The sequence below is a fragment of the Streptomyces sp. Z26 genome, from assembly GCF_003665095.1.
Classification (GTDB): domain Bacteria; phylum Actinomycetota; class Actinomycetes; order Streptomycetales; family Streptomycetaceae; genus Streptomyces; species Streptomyces phytohabitans.
In genome coordinates this window covers 6,158,049-6,180,746 of the sequence record NZ_RCHV01000002.1, presented here as the reverse complement: position 1 = coordinate 6,180,746, position 22,698 = coordinate 6,158,049, and the positions used below count along the sequence as shown (strand labels likewise).

At 74.5% G+C, this 22,698-nt stretch carries 23 protein-coding genes; 7 read left to right on the top strand and 16 right to left on the bottom strand.

The features are described 5' to 3' along the window. Positions 1 to 42 precede the first annotated feature (42 nt). The 11 genes from D7M15_RS26760 to D7M15_RS26710 form a co-directional block, all read right to left on the bottom strand. Positions 43 to 987 carry an ABC transporter permease gene (locus D7M15_RS26760; RefSeq protein ID WP_121519835.1) on the bottom strand — a complete coding sequence of 315 codons (945 nt, stop codon included), beginning with the start codon at positions 985 to 987 and terminating at the stop codon, positions 43 to 45. Between the two features lie 2 nt (positions 988 to 989). Next, complete coding sequence (locus D7M15_RS26755) at positions 990 to 1,955, bottom strand: ATP-binding cassette domain-containing protein (protein WP_121519834.1); 966 nt, start codon at positions 1,953 to 1,955, stop codon at positions 990 to 992. Next, positions 1,952 to 2,461, bottom strand: a complete 510-nt coding sequence (locus D7M15_RS26750) for a lasso peptide biosynthesis B2 protein (RefSeq protein WP_121519833.1) — start codon at positions 2,459 to 2,461, stop codon at positions 1,952 to 1,954. Before D7M15_RS26750 ends, D7M15_RS26755 begins: the two co-directional genes overlap by 4 nt. After that, positions 2,458 to 2,718, bottom strand: coding sequence for a lasso peptide biosynthesis PqqD family chaperone (locus D7M15_RS26745; protein ID WP_121519832.1), 261 nt, complete (start codon positions 2,716 to 2,718; stop codon positions 2,458 to 2,460). Before D7M15_RS26745 ends, D7M15_RS26750 begins: the two co-directional genes overlap by 4 nt. Next, a complete protein-coding gene (locus tag D7M15_RS26740) occupies positions 2,715 to 4,550 on the bottom strand; it encodes an asparagine synthase-related protein (protein ID WP_121519831.1) in 1,836 nt (611 codons plus the stop codon). The genes D7M15_RS26745 and D7M15_RS26740 overlap by 4 nt, the downstream gene beginning before the upstream one ends. Before the next feature lie 180 nt (positions 4,551 to 4,730). Next, positions 4,731 to 4,859: a lasso RiPP family leader peptide-containing protein gene (locus D7M15_RS26735; RefSeq protein WP_121519830.1), complete on the bottom strand. Its 129-nt coding sequence runs from the start codon at positions 4,857 to 4,859 to the stop codon at positions 4,731 to 4,733. 191 nt (positions 4,860 to 5,050) lie between these two features. Further along, complete coding sequence (locus D7M15_RS26730; RefSeq protein ID WP_121519829.1) at positions 5,051 to 5,821, bottom strand: ABC transporter permease subunit; 771 nt, start codon at positions 5,819 to 5,821, stop codon at positions 5,051 to 5,053. Beyond that, positions 5,818 to 6,750 (bottom strand): ATP-binding cassette domain-containing protein, encoded by a 933-nt coding sequence (locus D7M15_RS26725; protein ID WP_121521485.1) that lies wholly within the window; start codon positions 6,748 to 6,750, stop codon positions 5,818 to 5,820. Before D7M15_RS26725 ends, D7M15_RS26730 begins: the two co-directional genes overlap by 4 nt. A 190-nt stretch (positions 6,751 to 6,940) precedes the next feature. Beyond that, positions 6,941 to 7,063, bottom strand: a complete 123-nt coding sequence (locus D7M15_RS26720; RefSeq protein ID WP_121521483.1) for a lasso RiPP family leader peptide-containing protein — start codon at positions 7,061 to 7,063, stop codon at positions 6,941 to 6,943. Between the two features lie 164 nt (positions 7,064 to 7,227). After that, the gene (locus tag D7M15_RS26715; RefSeq protein ID WP_121519828.1) at positions 7,228 to 7,890 is read right to left on the bottom strand and encodes a response regulator transcription factor; all 663 of its coding nucleotides are present in this window, start codon (positions 7,888 to 7,890) and stop codon (positions 7,228 to 7,230) included. Then, complete coding sequence (locus D7M15_RS26710) at positions 7,887 to 8,819, bottom strand: ATP-binding protein (RefSeq protein WP_121519827.1); 933 nt, start codon at positions 8,817 to 8,819, stop codon at positions 7,887 to 7,889. The genes D7M15_RS26715 and D7M15_RS26710 overlap by 4 nt, the downstream gene beginning before the upstream one ends. A 946-nt stretch (positions 8,820 to 9,765) precedes the next feature. On the opposite strand from D7M15_RS26710, the gene D7M15_RS26705 reads away from it, so the two are divergent. Then, the gene (locus D7M15_RS26705) at positions 9,766 to 10,656 is read left to right on the top strand and encodes a S1 family peptidase (RefSeq protein ID WP_121519826.1); all 891 of its coding nucleotides are present in this window, start codon (positions 9,766 to 9,768) and stop codon (positions 10,654 to 10,656) included. A gap of 101 nt (positions 10,657 to 10,757) precedes the next feature. On the opposite strand, the gene D7M15_RS26700 is transcribed toward D7M15_RS26705, so the two are convergent. Next, positions 10,758 to 11,468 carry a phosphatase PAP2 family protein gene (locus D7M15_RS26700; RefSeq protein WP_165906336.1) on the bottom strand — a complete coding sequence of 237 codons (711 nt, stop codon included), beginning with the start codon at positions 11,466 to 11,468 and terminating at the stop codon, positions 10,758 to 10,760. Between the two features lie 611 nt (positions 11,469 to 12,079). Between D7M15_RS26700 and D7M15_RS26695 the strand changes: the two genes are divergently transcribed. Both D7M15_RS26695 and D7M15_RS26690 read left to right on the top strand, forming a co-directional pair. Then, positions 12,080 to 13,078, top strand: a complete 999-nt coding sequence (locus D7M15_RS26695) for a dihydroxyacetone kinase subunit DhaK (RefSeq protein WP_121519824.1) — start codon at positions 12,080 to 12,082, stop codon at positions 13,076 to 13,078. 65 nt (positions 13,079 to 13,143) lie between these two features. Continuing rightward, positions 13,144 to 13,836, top strand: a complete 693-nt coding sequence (locus D7M15_RS26690) for a DAK2 domain-containing protein (protein WP_121519823.1) — start codon at positions 13,144 to 13,146, stop codon at positions 13,834 to 13,836. 85 nt (positions 13,837 to 13,921) lie between these two features. Here D7M15_RS26690 and D7M15_RS26685 read toward each other — a convergent pair whose 3' ends face one another. Beyond that, entirely contained in the window at positions 13,922 to 14,653 is a 732-nt protein-coding gene (locus tag D7M15_RS26685) for an HAD family phosphatase (RefSeq protein ID WP_121519822.1), read from the bottom strand. Positions 14,654 to 15,656: 1,003 nt separating this feature from the next. On the opposite strand from D7M15_RS26685, the gene D7M15_RS26680 reads away from it, so the two are divergent. Next, entirely contained in the window at positions 15,657 to 16,994 is a 1,338-nt protein-coding gene (locus tag D7M15_RS26680; protein ID WP_121519821.1) for a hypothetical protein, read from the top strand. A gap of 28 nt (positions 16,995 to 17,022) precedes the next feature. Here D7M15_RS26680 and D7M15_RS26675 read toward each other — a convergent pair whose 3' ends face one another. Next, the gene (locus D7M15_RS26675; RefSeq protein WP_240649510.1) at positions 17,023 to 18,552 is read right to left on the bottom strand and encodes an MFS transporter; all 1,530 of its coding nucleotides are present in this window, start codon (positions 18,550 to 18,552) and stop codon (positions 17,023 to 17,025) included. Positions 18,553 to 18,602: 50 nt separating this feature from the next. On the opposite strand from D7M15_RS26675, the gene D7M15_RS26670 reads away from it, so the two are divergent. Beyond that, entirely contained in the window at positions 18,603 to 19,355 is a 753-nt protein-coding gene (locus tag D7M15_RS26670) for a TetR/AcrR family transcriptional regulator (RefSeq protein WP_121519820.1), read from the top strand. A 79-nt stretch (positions 19,356 to 19,434) separates the two neighbouring features. Here D7M15_RS26670 and D7M15_RS26665 read toward each other — a convergent pair whose 3' ends face one another. Beyond that, positions 19,435 to 19,674 carry a DUF5133 domain-containing protein gene (locus D7M15_RS26665; protein WP_121519819.1) on the bottom strand — a complete coding sequence of 80 codons (240 nt, stop codon included), beginning with the start codon at positions 19,672 to 19,674 and terminating at the stop codon, positions 19,435 to 19,437. A 27-nt stretch (positions 19,675 to 19,701) separates the two neighbouring features. Then, positions 19,702 to 20,559: a SigB/SigF/SigG family RNA polymerase sigma factor gene (locus D7M15_RS26660; protein ID WP_121519818.1), complete on the bottom strand. Its 858-nt coding sequence runs from the start codon at positions 20,557 to 20,559 to the stop codon at positions 19,702 to 19,704. Between the two features lie 334 nt (positions 20,560 to 20,893). On the opposite strand from D7M15_RS26660, the gene D7M15_RS26655 reads away from it, so the two are divergent. Beyond that, complete coding sequence (locus D7M15_RS26655; protein ID WP_121521479.1) at positions 20,894 to 21,772, top strand: SDR family oxidoreductase; 879 nt, start codon at positions 20,894 to 20,896, stop codon at positions 21,770 to 21,772. 121 nt (positions 21,773 to 21,893) lie between these two features. Beyond that, the gene (locus tag D7M15_RS26650; protein ID WP_121519817.1) at positions 21,894 to 22,583 is read left to right on the top strand and encodes a GAF and ANTAR domain-containing protein; all 690 of its coding nucleotides are present in this window, start codon (positions 21,894 to 21,896) and stop codon (positions 22,581 to 22,583) included. Positions 22,584 to 22,698: the final 115 nt, after the last annotated feature.

Sequence of the window (22,698 nt, the reverse complement as noted above, 5' to 3'; positions counted from 1 at the left end):
ACAGACCCGGGAACGAGACCGGTCGTGGCGCGTCCCGCCGCGTCACTCCTCGACACGGGAGAACCTCCGGGTCGCGACGGCCAGGGCGAGCACGGCCAGCACGGCGATCAGCCCGATCTCCACGGCCACGGGCGGGGTCCAGCTCCCCCAGCGCGGCCCGGACGGACCGCCCGCGACGGCCGCTCCGTCGCCGGGCATCGTACGGCGCAGCGCGTCCACCGCGTAGGTCAGCGGGTTGACGCGTACGACCGTGCCGAGCCAGCCGGGGAGCCCGTCGGCCGGGAACATGGCGCCGGACAGGAAGAACAGCGGCATCATGCAGAGACTGACCGCCACCTGGAAGGTCTCGGGCCGCCGGATGCACACGGCGGCGGCGACGCCGAGCGCCGTGAACGCGAAGGCGACCAGCCCGACCTGGAGCAGCACCAGCAGCAGCCCGGGGTGGTACGGCACGTCGGCGACGGGTCCCAGGAGCAGCACCAGCACCCCGTACACGACTCCGGAGGTGGCGCCGCCGAGGCAGGTGCCGACCAGGATGGCGCTGCGGCGCACCGGGGCCACCAGCATCTGCCGCAGGAAGCCGGACCGCCGGTCCCACACGATGGACGCGCCGACGGCGATGGCCGGTGCCTGCACCGACATGAGTACGACGCCGGGGAAGAGGAAGGCACGGAAGTCCCTGAGGCTGTCCTCGGACATGGTGGAGTTCAGCCCGGTGCCGAGGACGAGCAGGAACATCAACGGGGTGACCATGCCCATGGCGATGCGCAGCTTGTTGCGCCCGAAGCGCAGGGTCTCCCGGTGCCACAGCACCCTCATGGTGCGCAGGTCGCGGCCGAGCCCGCGGTCCGCGTCCGTGTCCGCGTCCGGTGGCGGGCGCGTGTCCGCGTCCCGGCCCGGGTCGGCGTCCGGTGGCGCGGGCGGCTCGGCGGGCACGTACGGGTCGGGGTGCGCGGCCGTACGGGCGTGCAGCTCGTGCTGAGCCATGGCTACCTCCTGGGCCCGAAGTCGGGCTGCCGGGGTCCGTCGGCCTCGCGGATGGTGCGGCCGGTGTAGTGCAGGAAGACGTCGTCGAGGCTCGGCGGCGTGACCGTCACCGAGTGGACGGGGACGGCGAGTTCGGCGCAGAGGCGGGGCACGAAGGCCGCGCCGTCCGGGGTGCGCAGCCGTACGCCGTCGGGTCCCGTACGGGCCTCCAGGCCGAACCGTTCCCGTACGGCGTGGGCGGCCCGTTCGTCGTCGCCGGTGCGCAGCACGACCAGATCGGCGCCGACCACGCCCTTCAGCTCCGCGGGGGTGCCCTCGACGACCAGTTGACCCTGGTCCATGATCGCCAACCGGCCGCAGTTCTCGGCCTCCTCCAGGTGGTGCGTGGTGAGGAAGATGGTGATCTCCTGCTCGGCGCGCAGCCGGTGCAGGTGCTCCCAGATGGCCACCCGCGTCTGCGGGTCGAGACCGGTGGTCGGCTCGTCGAGGAAGAGGACGCGCGGCATGTGCAGCAGCCCGCGGGCGATCTCCAGGCGCCGCCGCATGCCGCCGGAGAAGGTGCGTACGGGCGAGTCCTTGCGGTGGGTCAGCTCCACCAGGTCGAGCAGGTCCGCGAGGGCCCGGCGGGCCCGGGCCCTGGGCATCCCGAACAGGTCCGCCTGGAAGCGGAGGTTCTCCTCGGCGGTCAACTCCCCGTCGAGGGTGGACTCCTGGAAGACCAGGCCGATGCCGCGCCGTACGGAGTCGGGGTCGCGGGTGACGTCGTGCCCGGCGACCTCGGCGCGCCCGGCCGAGGGGCGCAGCAGCGTGCACAGCATGTTGATGGTGGTGCTCTTGCCCGCGCCGTTGGGCCCGACGAAGCCGTACGTCTCGCCGGGATCGACGGCGAGGTCCAGGTCGACGACGGCCTCGTGCGTCCCGTAGGTCTTGCGCAGGCCCTCCGCGAGCACCGCGTGCCGGGCCCTCACCGCGACCGCTCCGGGGCGGGCGCGTCACCGGACGCGTCACCGGACGAGGTGCCGGTGGGGGCGGCGGGACCAGCGGGGGCGGCGGGGGTCGACGCGGGGTGCCGGACGCTCATGACGGCCCGGAACAGCCCGGTGTCGTCCGGCTCCCCGATCGGACGGCCCTCCGCCTCGACCCAGGCGTGGGCGCGGAACGGCCGGGTGCGCACCCCCGTGCACCAGTCGGGCCAGACGCCGCGCAGGCGGCACAGCAGCGCGGTGGCGACGGACCGCTCCAGGCACCCCTGCCCGGCGCACCAGGCGCTCACCGCCACGACGGACGTACGGGCTTCGAGGGTACGGGCGGCGGTGGCGGGCCGGGCGCCACGGGAGGCCGCGCGCAGGACGCGCCGCAGCCGACGCGGCGGCAGCTTGGCGAGGACGTGCGCGGCGCCCACGGCGCAGCGCGCGCTGAGCCGCCGGTGCCAACTGCCGCCTCCGGCCTGCTCGGAGACCACGGGCATGCTCATGAGTCCACCACCAGCCGGGCCTTGAGCAGGGAGTCCAGCAGGGCACGGACGTCCCCACGGGCACGGTCGACGGCGTCGGGGTGCCTCCCGGCGAGCGCGCGCGCGGCCCGCTCGGGCGAGTCGCCGTCCAGCAGCAGCCGCAGGGTCGCGGCGCCGGAGCGGTTGAGCTGCCAGTACCGGCCGGTGCGCTGGTCGAGGAGGACGACGCCGTCCTCGACCTCGGTGGTGGTCACTTCCGGGTCCAGGGCGTACGTCATCGGGGTCCTCCGGCGGACGGTGCGGCGAGCGGGGCGACGGCACTCGGTGACCGCAGCCAGGTCTCGCAGGCGAGGGTGTTCTCGAACGGGCTGAGCGCACGGGTGTCGGGCGTGGGCCGGTGCAGCGCGGCCCGCAACGCCTCGGCGTCGACCAGCCCGAGCGTGGCCAGGCGCAGGTCGTCGCAGAGCGCGGAGAGCCGTCGGCGGTTGCGGTACAGCCCCTCGTACGCCTCCTGGCCGAACGCGCCCTTGTCCCGCCGGTCGAGCACGGCGTCGGGCACGGCCCCGCGCAGGGCGTCGGTGAGCAGCGGCTTGTAACGGCCGGGCACGACGCGGTCGGCGGTCCGTACGGAGAGCGCCGCCTCCAGCACGCGGTCGTCCAGGAAGGGAGTCTCGAACGTGACGTCCAACGGGCGCAGCGAACGGTTGAGTTGGCGGGCCGCGTGTCCGCTCAGCACGGTGACCTCCAGCGTCTGGTGCTGGAACCGGTCGGGGTGCAGGGGCGCGGGACGCCGTGCGGCGGCCTCGGTCAGCAGGCGGCGCACGGTGGCCACGGCATCGCCGGTGGCCCACCCGGGCATGCGCGGGTCGCCGCGGCCCCAGCCCCGGGGCGGCGCGAAGCGCGGGGGCTGCGGGGCCGCGATCCCGGCGGCGGCACGGGTCAGGGAGTCCGCGAAGGACGAGCGGTCGGCGAGTGCCCGCAGGGTGGCGCCGACCGGCCAGCGGTTGACGGAACGGAACCGGCGCATGGTACGTATCCCCCGCGCCGGGTCGCTGCGGATGAGCGACCAGCCGAACTGGGGTGAGACGCCGAACAGTTCGTCGCCCCCGACGCCGATGAGGTGCCGGGTGGCGCCCTCGGCGCGTACGGCACGGGCGAGGGTCTCGGTGTGGGCGCGGTTGCGGGTCCACACGAGGGGGCCCTCGGCGTCGTCGCGGGCCCCGTCACGGTCGGGCGCCGCCTCATACCACAGCGGCCCCTGCTCGGGCGCCGCGGACCGGTGTCGGGCGGACGGCATCAGCCCGGCCGCGAGGCGCGCCCACCGGGTGTCGGCGTTGGCGCGGTCCATGGGTTCCCAGTGGTGGGTGAGGAGTCGGGCGCCGGTCGCGTCGGCGAGGAAGCAGAGGCTGGTGGAGTCGAGGCCGCCCGACAGGTCGGCGCTGAGGACGTCCTGGTGGTCGGCGCGTACGGCGACGGAGTCGGCCAACGCCGCGCGGAGCGTGCCGAGCGCCCGGGTCGCGGGGACCTCCGGGTCCGGCGCGGTCCACCAGGTGACCTCGCGGGCCGTGCCGTCCGGCCGTACGTCCAGCCAGTTCCCCACGCCGAGCGGGTGGACGCCGGTCCACACCGGGCGCCCGGCGAGCGGCCAGGGCACCGGGAGCAGCAGTTGGAGGGCGAGCGTCTCCTCGTCCAGGTCGGACCCGGTGAGCGCCGTCAGACCGCTCGGGCTGTCGGCGGCCACGGTGACGCCGCCGGTCCGCGCGTGGAAGACGTGCCGCGCGGTGGAGAGGGAGCCCTGCGTACGGGTGCGGCCGTCGAAGGAGGCGGCGAGGTGGAAGCTGCCGGGCAGCGTACGGATCAGGACGTCGAGATCCTGCGGCGCGTGGGAGCGGGCGAGCGACCGGCCGACGGCGTCCGGGTCGGCGCGGGTGGTGCCGAGGAGGACGAGCTTGTTGCGGCCGCCGTCGGCGAGGACGCACTCGTGGTCGTCCCAGCGGCCGATCAGCCAGGGCCTGCCCGAGGCGTGGGTGAGGGTCCGCGCGCCGGGGGCGGCCGCGGCGCGGGCGACCGGCTCCGCCCGCGGGCTGTCGGGAAGGATCAGGAACTCCATGTCTCCCTCTTCGGTCTCTTCGGCGGGACGCGGGCAGGGCACGGACGGAGCACGCGCGACGGCGGCCGCCACCGCGCGGGGGCGCGGGGAAGCGCGGGGGCGTCGGCACGACGGTGGAGCGGCCGCCAGTGGCCGCTCCACCGCGCGGTGCCGGGCGGCGTCGCCGCCTCACACGGGTGCTCAGCAGATCCAGGCGTCTCCGCCGAACCAGTCGACGCAGTCCGTGGGGCCGGCGCCGAGCGTCAGCTCCGCGAACCCGCCGACCTCCACGAGTTCCGGCGCCTCGTAGGTCTCCTCGTACGTGGCCATGCGCGTCCTCCCTCTCTCAGACGGTTGGGGTACGGCCGCGGAGCTGCGGCCCGCGGTCGTGCCCCTGGTCCCGCACAACGTAGGCAGCCCGCCGTCCCGGGCTCCTGGGCGCGGCGTCCCGTCCCCGTCCCGTCCTCCGCCCGGCCGCCCTCCGGCTCCGCGGCGCACGCCCGTTGAGGCGTGACGGCGGGTCAGGCGTCGCGGCGGGTCAGCGCGAGATAGCCGCCGAGCAGCGCCAGCGCGACCCAGACGCCGAGCACCGCCATCCCGCTCCAGGCGGTGAGGACCATGTGCTCCTGGGGTTCGCGGCGCATGATGACGCCGCCCGCCGCGTCGGGCAGGAACTGGGCCACCTTCTTGACCCCGGGGAGGTTGTTGAGCACCTCGGAGACCATGAAGAACAGCGGTACGAGGATGCCCAGGGTGAGCGCGGGGTTGCGCAGCACCGTGGCGAGGCCCATGGAGAAGGCGCACAGCAGGGTCATGTAGAGGATCGAACCGATGACGGACCGGGCCACCCCGTCGTCGGTGAGCGCGGCGTTGTGCGCGTCACCGATCGCGGTCTGGGCGGCGAAGAAGGTGACGAACACGACCACGACCGAGGTCACGAACGCGATGGCGGTGCCGGTGAGCACCTTCGCCGCGTAGAGGACGCCGCGCCTCGGTACGGCGGCCAGCGAGCTGTGGACGGTGCCGCTGCTGTACTCGCCGGTGACGGCGAGCACCCCGAAGACGACCAGGGAGATCATGCCGAGCCGCAGCCCGTTGAAGCCGGAGCCGACGGGGTCGAATTCGGCCTTGCTCTGCGGGCTCATGTCGTCGTACGCGCCGCGCAGCACCCAGCCGAAGAGGAGGGCGATCAGGACGCTGGTGAGGAGGCACAGCGCCAGGCTCCACAGGGAGGAGCGCACACTGCGGATCTTGGTCCACTCGAACGCGACGGCCGCGCGGGTGTCGGTCACGGTCGACGCACCCCCTCGTCGGCGCCCTGGTCCGCGCGGTGGTCGGCGGCGGTGGCCGTGAGCTGCATGAAGGCGTCCTCCAGGGAGGCGGTACGTGGGCTGATCTCGTAGACGGTGACCCCGTGCCGCGCGGCGAGTCCGCCCACGGTCTCGGTGGAGGCGCCGACGGCCTCGAGGGTGCCGTCGGGGCCGTCGTCGGTGTGCACCCCGGCCTCGGCGAGCACGGCGCGCATCCGCTCCGGCTCGGGGCTGCGGACCAGTACGTAGGCGCGGGAGTTGCGGGCGACGAACTGCTCGACCGAGGTGTCCGCGAGCAGCCGACCGCGTCCGATGACGATGAGGTGCTCGGCGGTGAGCGCCATCTCGCTCATCAGGTGGCTGGAGACGAAGACGGTGCGGCCCTCGGCCGCGAGCCGCTTCATCAGGCCGCGGATCCACAGGATGCCCTCGGGGTCGAGCCCGTTGACGGGCTCGTCCATCAGCAGCACGGGCGGGTCCCCGAGGAGCGCGGAGGCGACGCCGAGCCGCTGGGTCATGCCGAGGGAGAAGCCCTGGGTGCGCCGGTCGGCCACGCCGGTGAGGCCGACCACGTCCAGCACCTCGTCCACGCGCCGTACGGGGATGCGGTTGCTGCGGGCGAGACCCAGCAGGTGCGCGCGGGCCGTCCGGCCGCCGTGCAGCGCCCCGGCCTCCAGCAACGCGCCGACCTGGCGCAGCGGATGGCGCAGTCGCGCGTACGGTCCGCCGTCGATGAGGACGCGACCGGAGGTCGGGCGGTCGAGCCCGATCATGGTGCGCATCGTGGTGGACTTGCCCGCGCCGTTGGGCCCCAGGAAGCCGGTCACCCGGCCGGGTTCGACGGTGAACGACAGTCCGTCGACGGCCAGGGTCGGCCCGTACCGCTTGGTGAGTTGCTGTACCTCGATCATGCCGACCACCCTGGCGCGGGCCCGCGCCGGGCACATCGGGCCGGGGAATGTCATCCCCGGGGCTGAACGCCGCGCGCCGTCCGGGCCGTCCCGGCAGACGCGCCGGTGGCGGTGGAGGGGGTCCCTCCACCGCCACCGGGTGGTGCGGGCCGCCGCGCGGTCCTGGTGCGATGCGACGTTCGGGGCCGGGTCAGCAGACCCAGGCGCCACCACCGAACCAGTCGGTGCACTGGTTGTCCCAGCCGAGCGTCAGCTCCGAGAACTCGCCGACCTCGACAAGCTCGGGCGTCTCGTACTCCTCGTACGTGGTCATGTCCTTCACCGTCCTTCACCTCCGGAGTTGGGTCCGGGCGGGCCGCCGTTGCTCTCCACCGGCCCGCCCGGCGTTCGCCCCGCCAACGTAGGGCTCCCGTCGTCCCGGGCTCCCGGGGCCAAGGGCCCGTTCGGGTCCCGCTCCGGCCGGGCCGGACCCGGGCGTCAGACGCCGAGACCGGCGTCCCTGGCCCGCACCACGGCGCTCGCCCGGTCCTCCACCTGGAGCTTGGCGAAGACGTGCGAGACGTGGTTGCGCACGGTCTTCTCCGCGAGGACCAGTTCGCGGGCGATCCGGCGGTTGGGGTAGCCACGGGCGATGAGGCTGAGGATCTCCCGTTCGCGCTCGGTGAGTTGTGGGAACGCGGCCCGCCCGGACGTCTCGTGGACGGCGGAGAAGTAGCCGCTCATGCGCGCCGCCACCGTCGGCCCGAAGACGGCGCTGCGCTGGGCGACCGTACGCAGGGCGCCGAGGAGCTCGGCCCGTGGCGCGCCCTTGACCAGATAGCCGTGGGCACCGGCCCGGAGCGCGGCGACGACCAGGTCGTCGTCGTCCGACACCGACATCATCAGGACGCGCGGCGCCTCGGCACCCGGCGGCGGGGCCGCCACGATGGCGGCGGCGGCGGAGACACCGGACACGCCCGGCATCTGCACGTCCATCAACACCACGTCGACCCCGATCCGTTCGTGCACGACGGCCCGCACGGCCTCCTCCGCGCTGTCCGCCTCGCCCACCACCTCGATGTCCTCGACGTCCTGGGTCGCCAGTCGTACGCCCGCCCGGAACAGTGGGTGGTCGTCCACCACGAACACACGGATGGTCATGCTCCGCTCCGGGGCAGGGACACGCGCACGAGGGTCCCGGAACCGCCGTCGGGGCGGGGCAGCACCTCGCAGCGACCGCCCACGTCCTCGGCCCGGCGGGCCATGGACGCGAGGCCGAGGCCGCGCCGCCGGAACATGCCGCGGGGCGGGGCGGTCCCGTCGTCGGTCACCTCCAGCGTGATCCGGTCGGCGTACTCGGTCAGCCGTACGGTCGTGGTGCTGGCGCGCGCGTGCCGTACGACGTTCGTCACGGCCTCACCGGCGATGCGGAGCGCGGCCAGTTCGGTGGCGAGGGACAGGCCGGACACCGGTCCGGTGGGCGGCAGTTCGGCGTGGACGTCGAGCTTCCCGGCCACACCGGCGCGGCGCACCAGCCGGAGCAGGGCCCCCTCCAGGCCGTCGCTCTCCAGGTCGGGCGGGCCGAGGTCGTCGATGACCCGCCGGATGTCGTCGACGGTGCGGGAGGTCTCGGCCGCGGCGTCGAGGATGAGCTGCCGGGTGGCGGGCTGGGCCACGCGCTCGGCCGCGACGTCGAGGCGGAGCCTGATGCCGGCCAGCGACGGGCCGAGGCTGTCGTGGAGGTCGACGCGGAGCCGACGCCGCTCGTCCTCCCGCGCGGAGACGAGCCGTTCGGCGAACCCGGGTACGTCCCGGTCCGCGGCCCCGGCGGGCGCCGGGTGCCGTCGCGGGAGCCTGCCCCACGTCTGCCCCGCGAGTGCCAGGACGCACAGCACCAAGGACGCCGTGACGACCGGCTCCAGCCCCGAGGGGCGCGGCAGGACGCCGAGCGCGCCCAGCGCCGCCGGGAAGGCGGCGAGCAGAACGACCGCTCCCGAACGCCCGGGTAACGCCGCCGTCAGCTCCCCGCCCCCTACATCGTCTCGTTTCTGCCTCCATACCGGATTCCTACTCCCCCGTTGTTGTCTCATATCGAAGAAGTTAACTCCTTCGCGCCCGACGGGGGAGAGAGAATTCAGTCGCGGTGGAGATCACCGGACATGTCGGCACAGGTTGCACGGCACACGGAGATCACACGAACACGCGAGCTTCACACTAGGCACACATCCACACCTCCATTGGAAGAAGGAATTCGGAACGCTTCGATCCCACTTCCGGACGCCGAACTCCAGTTCCGCGAAACGCCGTGGGAAAGGATCACCGCCACCCGCACCGCGCACGGACACCCACCGGCACGGGCACCCGGTCAGGCGTCCCGGCGTACGGCCCGTCACCGGCGCCGACTCCTCGATCGCGGTGACGACAGGACTCCCGCCGACCTCCCCGACAATCCCTAGGGCACCGTCCCACTTCACCGACGACAGGCCCCACCGCCAAGGGAAATCCGGGTCTCCGAATGCCTCGACACCCTGAATCCACGAGAATTCCGGCTCCGTAACGCCAGAACGCGTTTCGAGGCATCCGAGGTCGAGACGCTTCACCGGTTTCGTGTCCCGGGCTACGGGTTCTCGGGCACGCGCACGAGATCAGGCACAGGACGGCGGCGGCCCCCGGGTGGCGGAGTCGGGGTCCGCGACTCCGGGCGCGGCGCTCGTGCGGTATCCGGAGCGCCCCAGGCAGGAGGCCGCCACGCGTGACCGCCACAGGTGGTCAGGTGCGAGCGGTCGCGTCCGGACTCGTGCCGACTCGGCACCGGCTCTCCTGAAACACCGTCAGCACAGGTCACCCCGCGCTTCGGCCCGTTCTTCCGCATGTCGCTCGTCGGCAGTTCCGTCCGGGGGTCTTGCGCAGACGCGCCGTGCTGACCAGCATTGGCGCAGATGTCAGGGACACGCCATCGATAGGGCGTATTTCTGACGACTTGTCGTGGGGCGTCCACCCAACGCCCCCCGGTTCCCCACAAACTGGAGGACTACAGTGCGACTCTCCACCTCCCACACCCTCGCGAGACGGGCACGCCTCATCGCCGTCGCCACCGGTCTCGCGGCCACCGCGGCCATGGCCGTCCCCGCCGCCAGCGCGTCGGCCCAGCCCGCCCCGAAGACGTTCAGCGCCGCCGAGCTGAACCGGACGGCCGACTCCGTGCTCAACGCCGACGTCGGCGGCAGCGCGTGGTACGTCGACGCCGCGTCGGGCAAGGTCGTCGTCACCGTGGACAGCACGGTCAGCAAGGCCGAGATCGCCAAGCTCAAGAGCGAGGCCGGCGTGAACGCCGACGCTCTCGAGGTGAAGCACACCCCGGGCAAGTTCTCCAAGCTCATCGCCGGTGGCGAGGCCATCACCACGGGTGGGGCCCGGTGCTCCCTCGGCTTCAACGTCCAGGACGGCGCGGGCACCAAGTTCGCGCTGACCGCCGGTCACTGCACCAACATCGGCAGCTCCTGGTCCATCGGCACCACCGCCGGGTCCAGCTTCCCCGGCAACGACTACGGCATCATCCAGCACTCCGACGGTGGCGCCGCCGACGGTCGCGTCTCCCTCTACGACGGCACCTACCAGGAGATCGACGGCGCCGCGGACGCCTCGGTCGGCCAGTCCGTCACGCGCAGCGGCAGCACCACCGGCGTGCACGGCGGGTCCGTCACCGGCCTCAACGTCTCCGTCAACTACGGTGCCGACGGCATCGTCGACGGCCTGATCCAGACCACCGTCTGCGCCGAGCCCGGCGACAGCGGTGGCGCCCTCTTCTCCGGCAGCACCGCGCTCGGCCTGACCTCCGGCGGCAGCGGCAACTGCTCCTCCGGCGGCACCACGTTCTTCCAGCCCGTCACCGAGGCGCTGAGCGCCTACGGCGTGAGCATCATCTGAGTCCCGCTCCGAACGCCGCCCCCGCCCGGTCCGCCGGGCGGGGGCGGCGCGCGTTCCGGAAGCTCCCGGCCCGAGCCGTCGCGTGCGGGGCCGGGCGGGGGCTACGGCGGGGAGGGCGTACGCGGGCCGGTTCGCGTACGGGTGGGCACCGCGGCCGTGCGCGTGGCGATCAGCGCGGCGAGGAGCGTCCAGGCCGAGGCGTAGCACCAGGCGGCGACCACGTCGCTGGTCCAGTGCACGCCCAGCCCCACGCGGCTGACGCCGACCGCGGCGGCCCAGGCCACGGCGAGGGCCGCCCACAGCCGGTACGCGGGTGGGCGGCGGGCGAGGAGCGCGAGGACGACGAGGCCCGCGGTGATGGTCGCGGTGGTCGTGTGCCCGGAGGGGAACGCCCAGCGCGAGGCGTGCGCGAGCCAGTCCTCCGCCGGGGGCCGCGGCCGGTCGACGGCCGTCATGAGGCCGATGCGCAGGGCGCGCCCGAGCGCCAGCCACTGGGCGAACAGGGCGGCCCACAGGGCGACTTGCAGCGTACGGCGCCGGGTCCCGGCGTCGAGCGCGGGCGCGGCGTACGCTCCGGCGGCGAGGGCCACCACGTACGGGGCGAGGCCGGTCGCGGTCTCCGTCACCCCGCGCAGCGTGGTGGCGAGCGCGCCGGGGCGGTGTTCCACGGCGAGACGGTGGAGTCCGGCGTCGAGGGGCAGCTGTCCGCCGCCGGTGGCCAGCACCACGACGGTCAGCAGCACGCCGAGGCCGGTGGTGAGCAGGCACCAGTGCGCGGCGTGGGACCGGCGCCGGGGTGGCGCGGCGGGCACGCGGTGGTGGCCGACGGTCGCCGCGACGGGCTCCGGGCCGGGCGCGCGGCGCGCGGGACGGTGCCGCGACGCGGCGGACGGCGGGGACGGTGAGGGCGACGGAATCGGTGGGGACGGTGGTGCTGCGCGGCGCGGGGACGCCATCGGCACTGCCTCCTTCGCGGCGGACGGTCGGCTCGACGGAGCCCGGCTGGCCCCGGCAAGCCCCGGCGGGAGGTCGACGGGGTGTCGACGGGCGGGGCGCGGAGCGGGCGCACCCCGGGGTGGGCGTCCGCCCGGGAAGTCGTCCGTCCGCGTCACGGAAGACGGTGGACGGCGCTTCGGGGACGTGACACCCACCCGGCCCGTCGGGTGATCACGGAACGGCGCCCGTACACGTACGACCGGCGACTGATCCCGGCCACGCGGCCGAACCCCAGCGTCCCCAGCCGGAACGTCCGCCCCACCGGGCGCGGCTGACACGGCGGCGCGCCCCGGCCGTGCCGATCGTACGAATGAATGACCGACCGTCCCGTGAATTGCCGCGCGACGGCCGGGGACGCAGCATGTTAACCATCTCGGCGGGAGGGTCCGGTTCGGCCGCTCGCGGCCCCCGACGACGGAGGACCTGGATGGCAGCGTATTTCGAGAACGGCGACGGCTCGCTCGTGCCGGACGCCCTCAGGGGTTTCGCCCGTACGCACGCGGACCTGCTCACCCTCGACCCCGACCACGGCTTCCTCCTGGCCCGCGACCCGGCGCCCACCCGCCGGGTCGGCCTGCTGTCGGGCGGCGGATCGGGGCACGAGCCGCTGCACTCCGGGTACGTCGGACGCGGCATGCTCGACGCCGCCTGCCCGGGGCTCGTCTTCGCCTCCCCGCACAACCGGCAGGTGTACGAGGGCTCCCTCGCCGCGGCGCGGGCCGAAGGCGTGCTGCACGTGGTGAAGAACTACACCGGCGACCGCATCAACTTCGGCATCGCCGCCGAACGCCTCGCCCACCGCGGCGTCCCCTGCGCCCGCGTCCTGGTCGACGACGACCTCGCGACCGACTCCGCGGACATCGTCGCGGGACGGCGGGGCACCGGCGGCACCGTTCTGGTCGAGAAGCTGCTCGGCGCGGCGGCCGACACCGGCCTGGGTCTCGCGGAGCTTCAGGAGCTGGGCACCCGCCTCGCCGCGCGCTGCCGTACGCTCGCCGTCGCCTCCGCCGCGCACACCGCGCCCACGACCGGCCGTCCCGCGTTCGTCCTCGACCCGGAGGAGCTGGAGTACGGCGTCGGCATCCACGGCGAACGCGCCCCGAAGACCGTCCCGCGCGAGCCGCTGGGCCCCCTCGTGGAGCGGATGGCCACGGCGCTCCTGGACGCGGTCGCGCCCGCGCCGGGCTCCCCCGTGATCGTCCTGGTCAACGGTCTGGGGGCCGTCACCCCCCTGGAGCTGTACGCCGTCCACGCGCAGCTGTGCGCCCTCCTCGACCGGCGCGGCGTCGAGCCCGCCCGCTCCCTGGTCGGGGAGTACGTGACCGCGCTCGACATGCGCGGCTTCTCCCTCACCCTGCTCGCCGCCGACGACCGGACGCTGCGCCTGTACGACGCTCCGGTACGGACGGCCGCCCTGCACTGGTGAGACGGCGGCGGGGACGGCGCCGTACGCGTGACCGGACGAGTTGCCCTGAGCACGGGAGGCACCGCATGAGCACGACCACCGACACGCCGCCCGAGGCGTTCTCCACCGACGGCTGGATGCGCCGCTTCGTGGAGTCCACCCGTACCGCCAAGGGGCGGCTGACCGCCCTGGACCAGGAGGTGGGCGACGGGGACTTCGGCGTCAACCTCAGCACCGGCGCGGACTCCGCGCTGCGACGCCTCGACGCCGCGCGCGCGGCGACCGCCGGGGGTGCCGCGGCCGGGATGGACCCGGCGGCGCCGCTGGAGGCGGCGGCCACCGCGTTCCTCGACGAGGTCGGCGGGACCAGCGGGCCGCTGTTCGGCCTGCTGTTCCAGTCGCTGGCCGCCGCCGTGGCCGACGCCGGGGGCGCCACCACGCCCGCGCTCACCGCCGGTGTGGCGGAGGGGCTCGCGGCCATCCGCCGGGTGGGCGACGCCGCGCCCGGCGACAAGACCCTCGTCGACGCGCTGCACCCGGCGGCCGAGGCCCTGCGGGCCGCCCCGGTCGGCACCCCGCCGGGGCGGGCGCTGGCGCTGGCCGCCGACGCCGCGTGGACCGGCGTACGCGGGACCGCGCGTCTGCGCGCCCGGCGCGGACGCTCCAGTTACCTCGGGGAACGGGCCGAGGGCGTCCCCGACCCGGGTGCGGTGGGCGTCGCGCTGCTCCTCGCGTCCGCCCAGGCGGTCGTGGACGACCCGGGCGACCGGCTGGGCTGAACGGCCGTCCCGGCCCCACGGGCCCACGGGCCCACGGCCCTGCGCACGGTCTCCGCGCGGGCCCGCCCGACGCCTCGGGCCCGTCCTACGCCTGCGAACCCTCAGACCCCTCCGGCCAGGAGTCCACCCAGGCCGACAGTTCCGGGGCGCGCAGGTCCGGCACCCACAGGTCGACGCGGGCCGCGTCCTCGGGCCCGGGGCGCGGGCCCACCCCCAGCACGCGCAGCCCGGCCCGCAGCGCCGACTCGACCCCGGTCATCGAGTCCTCGACGGCGAGGGCGTGGCGCGGCCCGACACCGCAGAGGCGGGCGGCGGTGGCGTAGACGTCCGGCCACGGCTTCGGGCGTACCGGCTCCTCGTTCCCGGGCCAGACGCTGTCCTCGCTGGGGACGACGACGTGCCCGAAGTGGCGCAGCAGTCCGGCCCGGTCCAGGCTCGACTCCACGACCTTCAGCGGGCAGTTGCTCGCGACGGCGAGCGGGAGGCGGCCGGAGAGCCGCCGTACGAGGTCGGCGGCGCCGGTCATCGTGACCGGGTCCTCCGCGACGCGCGCCATGAAGTGGTGCAGCAGCGCGTCGGTCATCTCGGATGCGAGCTGGGGCTTGTCGGCCTCGTGGGCCATCAGTCGCCCGCAGTCGACGTAGTGCACCCCCTTGGCGCGTTCGGCGAAGCCGGGCGCGGGGCGGACGCCGAACTCCCGGAAGACCTGGTTCCGTGCGTCCTGCCAGTGGGTCTCGTTGTCCATGAGGGTGCCGTCGCAGTCGAAGACGACGGCCTCGGGGGACCATCCGGACAGGGCGTTCATCGTGTGCGTCATGCTGTGCCGCTCCTGGGGGAGGGAGGCGGTCGGGCTTGTGGCGGGACCGCGGATGCGTGAGGTCGTGCGTTTCCCTGTACGGCTCCGGGGACGTCGTACGTCCCTCGGCGCCATGCGGCTCCGGCGTCATTCGTCGACGAATTCCCGACCGGGCCGCGAAACATCACTGCGATCACGTTATTCAGGCTTTCTTGCCCAGTGCAATCACTGTTTTGCGTGCTCGACGGCGACGGCTCGCGGGTGTAATGGAGCGCGTTTCGGGGATATCCGTACGCGTCGATTTCCCGGCCAATTCCGCGCGGGGCGGCGCGAGTTGGGGAAAAGTCATACGGTAGCCGCGTCGGCAGCCTGACGTGCGCGGCTTCACCCGATCGGAAAGCGCACCACGGAAAGCGTAACCACAATCACTCTCCCGTGAACGCCACCCGGAAAGCACGTGACAATTCAACGAGAGAGCCGGTTTTCCGCAACCGGCGCACGCTGGCGCACGGAATTCTCGCACAGAACGCGAAAGCGGCGCACACGGGGAGCTCGCGCGTGGCGCCCGTTCCGCGATCCGGGCGCGGGAATTCCCCGACGCGCCGGGGCCCCGGGGTGCGCCCGCCCCTCTCCCGCGCGGTGGGCGATGCCGCGCCGCGTACGGCGCCGGGCCGCCCCGGACACGTACGGCGTCGGGCCGTTCGCGGGCAGGGGCCGAACGGGCCGTCCCCCGCCGCGAATTCGGGAAACGCGCAGGCCGACGCGGTGTCTCTGGTGGGGAGTTCGACGGTCGCCACCCTCGCGCGATGCGGCCGGAAGGGGTCTGAGAACATACGCACGGCACCGGCCCGACGGCCGCCGCGTTCCACGGGAACGCGGGCCGCGGCACGCCCGCGTGCGCCTCACGCTTCTGACATGCATGTCATGTCCGCAACATTCGACGCACGGCAAGCGGCCTGCCCTCGCAGGCGCGCACACCAGACAACGGCCCGCGGATGTCCCGTGCGCCGCGGGGAGGTCGACCATGGCGGTTCCGACGGAGACGGTGGCAGCGGACCTCGACAGGTGGACCCTGGAACGGTTGCCGCGGCTCAACTCCGCCGTCCTCGACGGGAGTTCCCCGCCGGAGGCCATGGCCAAGGAGGTCACCGAGACCCTGGCCGCGCTGCCCGACCCGGACGCCTGGAGCACCGCGGAGGCCCGCCGCGTCCTCGTCCACCTGAGCCTCAGCGGCGCCTCCCTCGTGCGCCACTACCAGGAACGCGGCATCGCCCCGGCCGACCAACCGGCCCTCCCGCTGTCGCTGGTCCCCGTCGGCACGGGCACGGCGCCCTTCGCGGACTACTTCGTACGGCTCGCCTCCCGCCCGGAGATCGGCCACCCCGTACGCGACTCGTACGCCGCGCTGGTCCGGTGGAACACGCCGACCGCCGAGGTCCGCCGGGACGGCGAGGTGCTGGGCCGACTGCCGGGCGTCTTCGGCGACGACTCCATACGCACCTACACCGGCGAGCCCGGAGAGGCCGCGTTCCTGGTCCTGCTCAAGAAGGCGGAGGCGCTGGAACTGGCCGCGAACACCGTCCTGCTGGACTTCTTCGGCAACGGTGACCCCGCCGCCGACGGGGGACGCGGGCCCGACCTGCTCGGCACCGAGGCCGTCGAGCGGATGCACACCGCGGGCGCCCTGCTGGCCGGTGTCCACCGGCTCAACCTGGACTTCCCCCGCCTCCCCGCCCGCGAGCAGCTGCGCACCGACCACTTCATGGACGTGCTGCGCCAGTTCGCCACCCACTGGTCGCCCGGCGACATTCCCCCCAGCGGCGCGCAGGACGTGGAGTACCTCAAACGGGACCTGATCCTGGGCATCGACTTCCCGGGCTACTTCGCCGCCGTCCGCCGCCAGTTCCCCGCGCTGCTCGCCGAGGAGCGGGCCGCGCTGCTGTCGCTCGCCGACCGTACGAGCCTCCCGGCGCGCGTGCTCGCCGCGGTCCGCGACTCCGGCGCCGATCCGGCCCGTACGCCCGCGCTGGCCGCCTGCTACTTCCTCCTCCAGGTCAACGCCCGGGTCTCCGCCTCGCACTTCATGCTGACCGAGAAGTACCTCTTCAAGCCGCACCGCCAGCGCGAGGAGGCCGGACTGCCCGACGGACCGCTCGTCTCGCACCAGGCGGGCACCACCGGCATCGTCGAACGGACCCTGCGCCGCCTCCTCGACGGCCGCAAGCGGCACGCGCTGACCTTCCTCGACGGGGCCGACCGCGGGGAACTCCTGCGCACCGCGGGGCTCGCCGGGGAGCACCGCGCCTCCTCCGAGGACACCGACGCCATGGTCCGCTTCACCCGCCAGGTGGACATCGCCTAGCGGTCACCCCACGCCTCCCGGCGCCCGTTCAACTCCCCTTCGCCACGAGCCCGTTCGACGCGCCGCCCCGCCCCTCCCCCGGCGCGGGGCGCGTACGGCGCGTCGCCCAGCCGACGAAGGCCGCGGACGCGAGGGTGAGCACGGCGCCGGAGACGGTGACCGCCCGCCGGAAGGCGTCGATCCGTTCGGCGCTCCAGTGCCCGGCGGCGAGGTCCCCGGCGCACAGCACGCCGAGCACCGTACCGGCCACGGCGACCCCGACCGCCGCGCTGACCTCGGCGGCGGTGTCGACGAGGGCGGCGCCGGTCGACGTACGTTCGCGGGGCAGGCCGTCCAGTACGTTAACCCCGGCGGCGGCGCCGACGACCCGCATCCCGGCGGCGACGAGCACCAGCGCGGCGGCCACCCACGGGTAACCGAGGCTCCCGCAGAGGGTGTACACGGCGAGCCCGGCCACGACCGAACCGGCGCTGATCGAGGCGGCGCGGTCGATGCCCACGCGCCGGACGAAGCGGTGCACGAACGGTCCGCCCGCGAGGAGTACGACGACCTGCGGCAGCATGCCGAGGGAGGCGCGGGCGGGCGACCAGCCCCAGTCCAGCTGGAGTTGGAGGGTCACCAGGTAGGCCAGGGCGGCGTTCGCCAGCCCGGCGGCCGCCTTGTACGCGAGCCCGCCGGAGACCCGGGGCCGGGCGACGACCGCGAGGTCGAGCAGCGGGTGCGGGACGGAGCGTTCGCGGCGGACGAAGGCGGTCGCCGCGCCGACGGCCCCGACCGCCGCGGCCCACGGCTGCCACGCGCCCGTACCCGACTCCGCGTACAGGGTGGGGACGAGCAGCGCGAGGACGACCGTCGCCGTGCCCAGCAGCCCGCCAGCGACGTCGGCGGGCGCGCGGTGCAGGTCGGCGGGGTCGTCGGCGGGGACGCCCGTACGGATGCCGAGGGCCGCGAGCGCCACGATCGGTACGTTCGCCAGCAGCAGCGTCTGCCAGGGCGCGGCGGCGGGTACGAGGCCGCCCACGGTCGGTCCGATCGCCAGTCCGGCCATGCCCACGGTGGAGATGAGGGTGATCGCCCGTACCCGGAGGTCCTCGTCGTCGAAGAGCCGGAAGGCCATCGCCATGGTGCCCGGCGTCGTCATGGCGGCCGCGAGGCCGGTCACCGCGCGGACGGCGACCAGCGCGCCCGGGGTGGTGACGGCGGCGGTGGCGAGGCTCGCGGCGGCGAGCAGGGCCAGTCCGGCGAGCATCACCCGGCGGCGGCCGAGGCGGTCCGCGAGGGCGCCGAAGACGAGCATCAGGCCGCCGAAGACGACGGCGTAGGCGTTGGTCACCCACTGGAGGGCGGCCGACGGCACGTCCAGTTCGCGGCCGATGGTGGGCAGGGCGACGTTGAGGACGGTGTTGCCCATCATCTCGAACAGGAAGACGGCGGAGAGTCCCGCCAGCGCGACCCACGCCTCACGGAGCGACCGGAACGGCGTGCGCGGCGCTTCCCGGAGGCCGTACGGGCCGTGCCGACGACGGGAGCCACGACGGACGAACAGTGTTCTCTTCACGAACACCGTTCTACAGTCGAACAGTGTTCGCGTCAAGCTATGCTGGCGCCATGGCACGTGACAGAGGAGTGCGGCGGGGCGGGGCGGCGCGGGACGACTGGGCCGCGAGGATCGCGGCGCTGGACGGCCCGGACGGGCCGGGCACGGGCGGCCGTGCCGGCAAGGCGCCCCTCACCGTCCGACGCATCATGGACACGGCCTTCGAGCTCGTCGAGGCCGAGGGCCACGAGGCGTTGACCATGCGCCGGGTCGCCGCCGCCCTCGACACCGGACCGGCGTCGCTCTACGCCCACGTACGCGACAAGGCCGACCTGGACGAGCTGCTGCTCGGCGCCGTGTGCGCCCGCGTGTCCGTGCCCGAGGCGGACGCCGCGCGGTGGGAGGAGCAGCTGCTCGACGTCTGCCGTTCGCTGCGCGACGAGTACCTGCGCTACCCCGGGATCTCCCGCGTCGCGCTGGCCGCCGCCCCGGACAGCCTGGACGCGCTGCGCCTCAGCGAGGGCATGCTGACGATCCTGCTGACCGGCGGGGTGGCGCCCCGGCCCGCCGCGTGGGCGATCGACGCCGTCTTCCTCTACGTGTCGGCCTACTGCTTCGAGATGTCGCTGCGGCACAGCCCCGAGGCCGGGGCCGACCAGCGGGTCCTGGACCGCGAGGCGCTCGTGGAGCGCTACCGCCTGCTGCCCGCCGACACGTTCCCCAGCACCGTCGCCCACGCGCGGGAGCTGACCTCCGGGGAGGAGCACGAGCGGTTCGAGTTCACGCTGCGGACCCTGCTGCGCGGGCTCGACGCGCGCCCGTAGGACCCGCCCGTGGGGCCCGCCGGCCAGCCCTCCCCGGCGCCCCGCGTGACCGGGGGCGCCGGGGAGGGCTGAGCGCGGGCTACCGTGCGGCGGGCGGGGCGACCGTCGAGTCGTCGTACGTGCGCGCGCCGGAGAGCCGGTGCCGGGCGGCGATCAGGGCGGCGTCGACGTCGCGGGTGCCGGTGGAGACGCAGAGGGTGTAGGCGACGTCCTCCAGACGCTGGCGGGTCGACTCGTCGCCGCGTTCGGCGCGGAGCGCGTGCAGGGCGTCGTACTGGGCGACGAGGTCGCGCAGTACCGCGGGGTGGGCGAGCAGCATGGTTCTCCTCGGGGACGAAGTGACGGGTCAGGCCGCGGCGGGCAGGGCTGCGGGTACGGCGGCCGCGCCGTCGTCGGCCTCGTCGCCGGAACGGGCGTCCTCGACCCGCTCCCGGATCTGACGGCAGCTCCCGGACAGCAGACGGGAGACGTGCATCTGCGACACGCCTATCTCCTCCGCTATGCCGCTCTGCGTCATCTCGCGGAAGAAGCGCAGGTAGAGGATGTACCGCTCGCGTTCGGGCAGCTCCGCCAGGTACGGCCGGACGGCCTCGCGGGCGAGCACGGTCTCGTACCCGCCGTCGAGCCCGCCCATGGTGTCGGCGAGCAGGTTGGTCGCGTCGGTGTCGGAGACGGGCGCGTCGAGGGAGAGGGAGCTGTAGCTCTGCATCGCGCCCTGCCCCTCCCGTACGTCGTCCTCGCTCAGCCCGGTGCCCGCGCTCAGCTCCGCCACGGTCGGCGCGCGGCCGTCGCCGGTGCTCATGTCGCGGTCGGCCGAACGGACCCGGTTGCGCAGCTCCTGCACCCGGCGGGGCACGTGCACCGCCCAGGTGCGGTCGCGGAAGTGCCGCTTGATCTCACCGACGACGGTGGGGATGGCGTACGAGACGAAGGGCACGCCCCGTTCCGGCTCGTAGGCCCGCACGGCCTTGACCAGACCCAGTGCCGCGACCTGCGCCAGGTCCTCGGAGGCCTCACCCCGGCCGCCGTAGCGGCGGGCCAGCCGGTGGGCCATCGGCAGCCACTGCTCGACGAGCCGGGCGCGCAGCGCCTCCCGTTCGGGGCCCTCGGGCAGTCGGCTGAGCCGCACGAAGTCCGCGTCGGTGTCGGGAGCGTCGTCGTGCGGGTGACGCGCGGTCGCGCGGCGGAAGGTCGGGCTGTCCATGGTGAGCGCCTCCTAGGCTGGCCCCGTAACGGTCGGTGCCACGGGAGGACGCGACGGCCCCTCGGGGGGCGTGGTAGCCGCCTCCCGCGAAGAGCCTGTGGTCTCAAGCGCTTGGGGGCCGGGTCACCACTCCCGCGGATTCCACACCCGAATCCGGCGCCCGATTTTCGGCACCGCCCTTCCCACCCGCCGGGGAGTCGATCGGGCCGGACGTGGCACCCGTACCCCGGCGGGCGGCACCCGACCGAGCGGCGGACGGGTGGCGGGGCCCGCCCGTACGAGCGACCGCCCCGGCCGCCGCGTGTGGCGGGCGGGGCGAGGTGAGGAGTACGTCATGGCCGACGGACGGAGCCCGCTCCACGGGCGGGTCGCGGTGGTGACCGGTGCCGCGCGCGGGGTGGGGGAGGCCCTCGCGCGGCGGCTGGCGGCGGAAGGGGCGCACGTCGCCCTGCTGGGGCGGGAGGAGTGGTCGCTGCGCCGGGTCGCCGCGGAGCTGGCGCCGCCGAACGTGTGCGTCGAGGTGGACGTCACCGACCGGGCCGCCCTCGCGCACGCCGCGGACCGGGTGACCCGCGAGCTCGGCCCGGCGTCGGTCGTGGTCGCCAACGCGGGGATCGCCGCGGGCGGCCCGTTCGCGGACACCGACCCCGACCTGTGGCAGCGCGTCGTCGACGTGAACCTCACCGGCTCGGCGAACACCGTGCGCGCCTTCCTGCCCCAACTCGGCCGTACGCGCGGCTACTTCCTCCAGATCGCGTCGACCGCGGCGTTCGGTTCCGCGCCCATGATGAGCGCGTACTGCGCCTCGAAGGCGGGCGCCGAGTCGTACGCGCAGGCGCTGCGCGGGGAGCTGGAGCCCGACGGGATCGGCGTCGGCGTCGCGTACCTGCACTGGACCGGCACCGACATGGTCGCCGGTATCGACGAGCACCCCGTGCTGTGCGCGCTGCGCCGCCACCAACCCGGACCGGCCCGGCGGGTCCACTCCCCCGCCCGGGTCGCCGGGTGGCTGACCGCCGGGATCACGCGCCGCGCCCCGTACGTGTACGCGCCGCCCTGGCTGCGCTGGTGCCAGCCGCTGCGGCCCCTCTTCCCCGCGCTCGTCGCCCGCGTCGCGCGGCGTGAGCTGCGCGCCCTCGCCGCCACCGACCTGCACGGGTCGACGGGCGTGCTGGGCGCCGGGGGGCGGGCCGACTGGCCCCCGCACCGGTAGGGCCGGGCGGGCGTACGGGGCGAACTCCGGGGCGCCGCACCGCCGTTCACCGTACGGGCCGTCGCCTGTGGCAGGCTGGGCGCGTTCTGTTCCGACGGGGGCACACCGCACGGAGGACGACATGGACTGGGGACCGTTCGCGCAACAGATGGCCGCGCTGGCGCGGGACCTCCTGAAGCAGGAATCCGTCGACGCCACCCTGGAGCGGATCACCGCCTCGGCCACGGAACTGGTCGGGGGCTGCGACGCCGCCGGAATCCTGATCCTGCACGGCACGGCGGTGGAGACCCTCGCCGCCACGGACCCGCTGGTGCTGGAGAGCGACCGTCTCCAGGAACGTTCGGGCGAGGGCCCCTGCTTCGACGCCGCCCGTACGGCGGACGGCGAACGGGTCTTCCGTATCCCGGACCTGACCGCCGAGCGGCAGCGCTGGCCCGGCTACGCGCCGGGGGCCCGCGCGCTGGGCGTGGGCAGCATGATGGGCTTCCTCCTCTACACGGACGAGGAGGAACTGGGCGCGCTGAACCTCTACTCCCGCGCGCCCGGCGCGTTCGACGACGACGGCGAGCTGGCGGGCTGGCTGCTCGCCTCCCACTCCGCCGTCGCCTTCTCCGGCGCGCGCACCCAGGCCCAGCTGGAGCACGCCGTCGCCACGCGCCACTCCATCGGGGAGGCCATGGGCATCCTCATGGGCAGCCGCGCGCTCCCCGAGGAGCAGGCGTTCGACGTGCTGCGCCGCTACTCGCAGGAGAACAACAACAAGCTCCGCGAGGTCGCCCGGCGCCTCTGCGAGCACGGCGAACTCGACTGAACGCGGCGCCGGGGCCGGAACGGCGGCGTTTGCCGCGTGGACGGCCGGGCACTCGGACGACCCCGGAGACCTCGGACAACCGGACGTCCCGTGTGTCACCGATCCACCGGTCCGT

Bases quoted from the DNA above. Each gene is read 5' to 3' on its own strand.
- D7M15_RS26715 (WP_121519828.1), bottom strand. From the start codon at position 7,890: ATGACCATCCGTGTGTTCGTGGTGGACGACCACCCACTGTTCCGGGCG.
- D7M15_RS26680 (WP_121519821.1), top strand. From the start codon at position 15,657: ATGGCGGTTCCGACGGAGACGGTGGCAGCGGACCTCGACAGGTGGACC.
- D7M15_RS26670 (WP_121519820.1), top strand. From the start codon at position 18,603: ATGGCACGTGACAGAGGAGTGCGGCGGGGCGGGGCGGCGCGGGACGAC.
- D7M15_RS26665 (WP_121519819.1), bottom strand. From the start codon at position 19,674: ATGCTGCTCGCCCACCCCGCGGTACTGCGCGACCTCGTCGCCCAGTAC.
- D7M15_RS26745 (WP_121519832.1), bottom strand. From the start codon at position 2,718: ATGACGTACGCCCTGGACCCGGAAGTGACCACCACCGAGGTCGAGGAC.
- D7M15_RS26720 (WP_121521483.1), bottom strand. From the start codon at position 7,063: ATGACCACGTACGAGGAGTACGAGACGCCCGAGCTTGTCGAGGTCGGC.
- D7M15_RS26725 (WP_121521485.1), bottom strand. From the start codon at position 6,750: ATGATCGAGGTACAGCAACTCACCAAGCGGTACGGGCCGACCCTGGCC.
- D7M15_RS26650 (WP_121519817.1), top strand. From the start codon at position 21,894: ATGGACTGGGGACCGTTCGCGCAACAGATGGCCGCGCTGGCGCGGGAC.
- D7M15_RS26735 (WP_121519830.1), bottom strand. From the start codon at position 4,859: ATGGCCACGTACGAGGAGACCTACGAGGCGCCGGAACTCGTGGAGGTC.
- D7M15_RS26655 (WP_121521479.1), top strand. From the start codon at position 20,894: ATGGCCGACGGACGGAGCCCGCTCCACGGGCGGGTCGCGGTGGTGACC.
- D7M15_RS26760 (WP_121519835.1), bottom strand. From the start codon at position 987: ATGGCTCAGCACGAGCTGCACGCCCGTACGGCCGCGCACCCCGACCCG.
- D7M15_RS26660 (WP_121519818.1), bottom strand. From the start codon at position 20,559: ATGGACAGCCCGACCTTCCGCCGCGCGACCGCGCGTCACCCGCACGAC.
- D7M15_RS26695 (WP_121519824.1), top strand. From the start codon at position 12,080: ATGGCAGCGTATTTCGAGAACGGCGACGGCTCGCTCGTGCCGGACGCC.
- D7M15_RS26710 (WP_121519827.1), bottom strand. From the start codon at position 8,819: ATGAGACAACAACGGGGGAGTAGGAATCCGGTATGGAGGCAGAAACGA.
- D7M15_RS26750 (WP_121519833.1), bottom strand. From the start codon at position 2,461: ATGAGCATGCCCGTGGTCTCCGAGCAGGCCGGAGGCGGCAGTTGGCAC.
- D7M15_RS26740 (WP_121519831.1), bottom strand. From the start codon at position 4,550: ATGGAGTTCCTGATCCTTCCCGACAGCCCGCGGGCGGAGCCGGTCGCC.
- D7M15_RS26690 (WP_121519823.1), top strand. From the start codon at position 13,144: ATGAGCACGACCACCGACACGCCGCCCGAGGCGTTCTCCACCGACGGC.
- D7M15_RS26685 (WP_121519822.1), bottom strand. From the start codon at position 14,653: ATGACGCACACGATGAACGCCCTGTCCGGATGGTCCCCCGAGGCCGTC.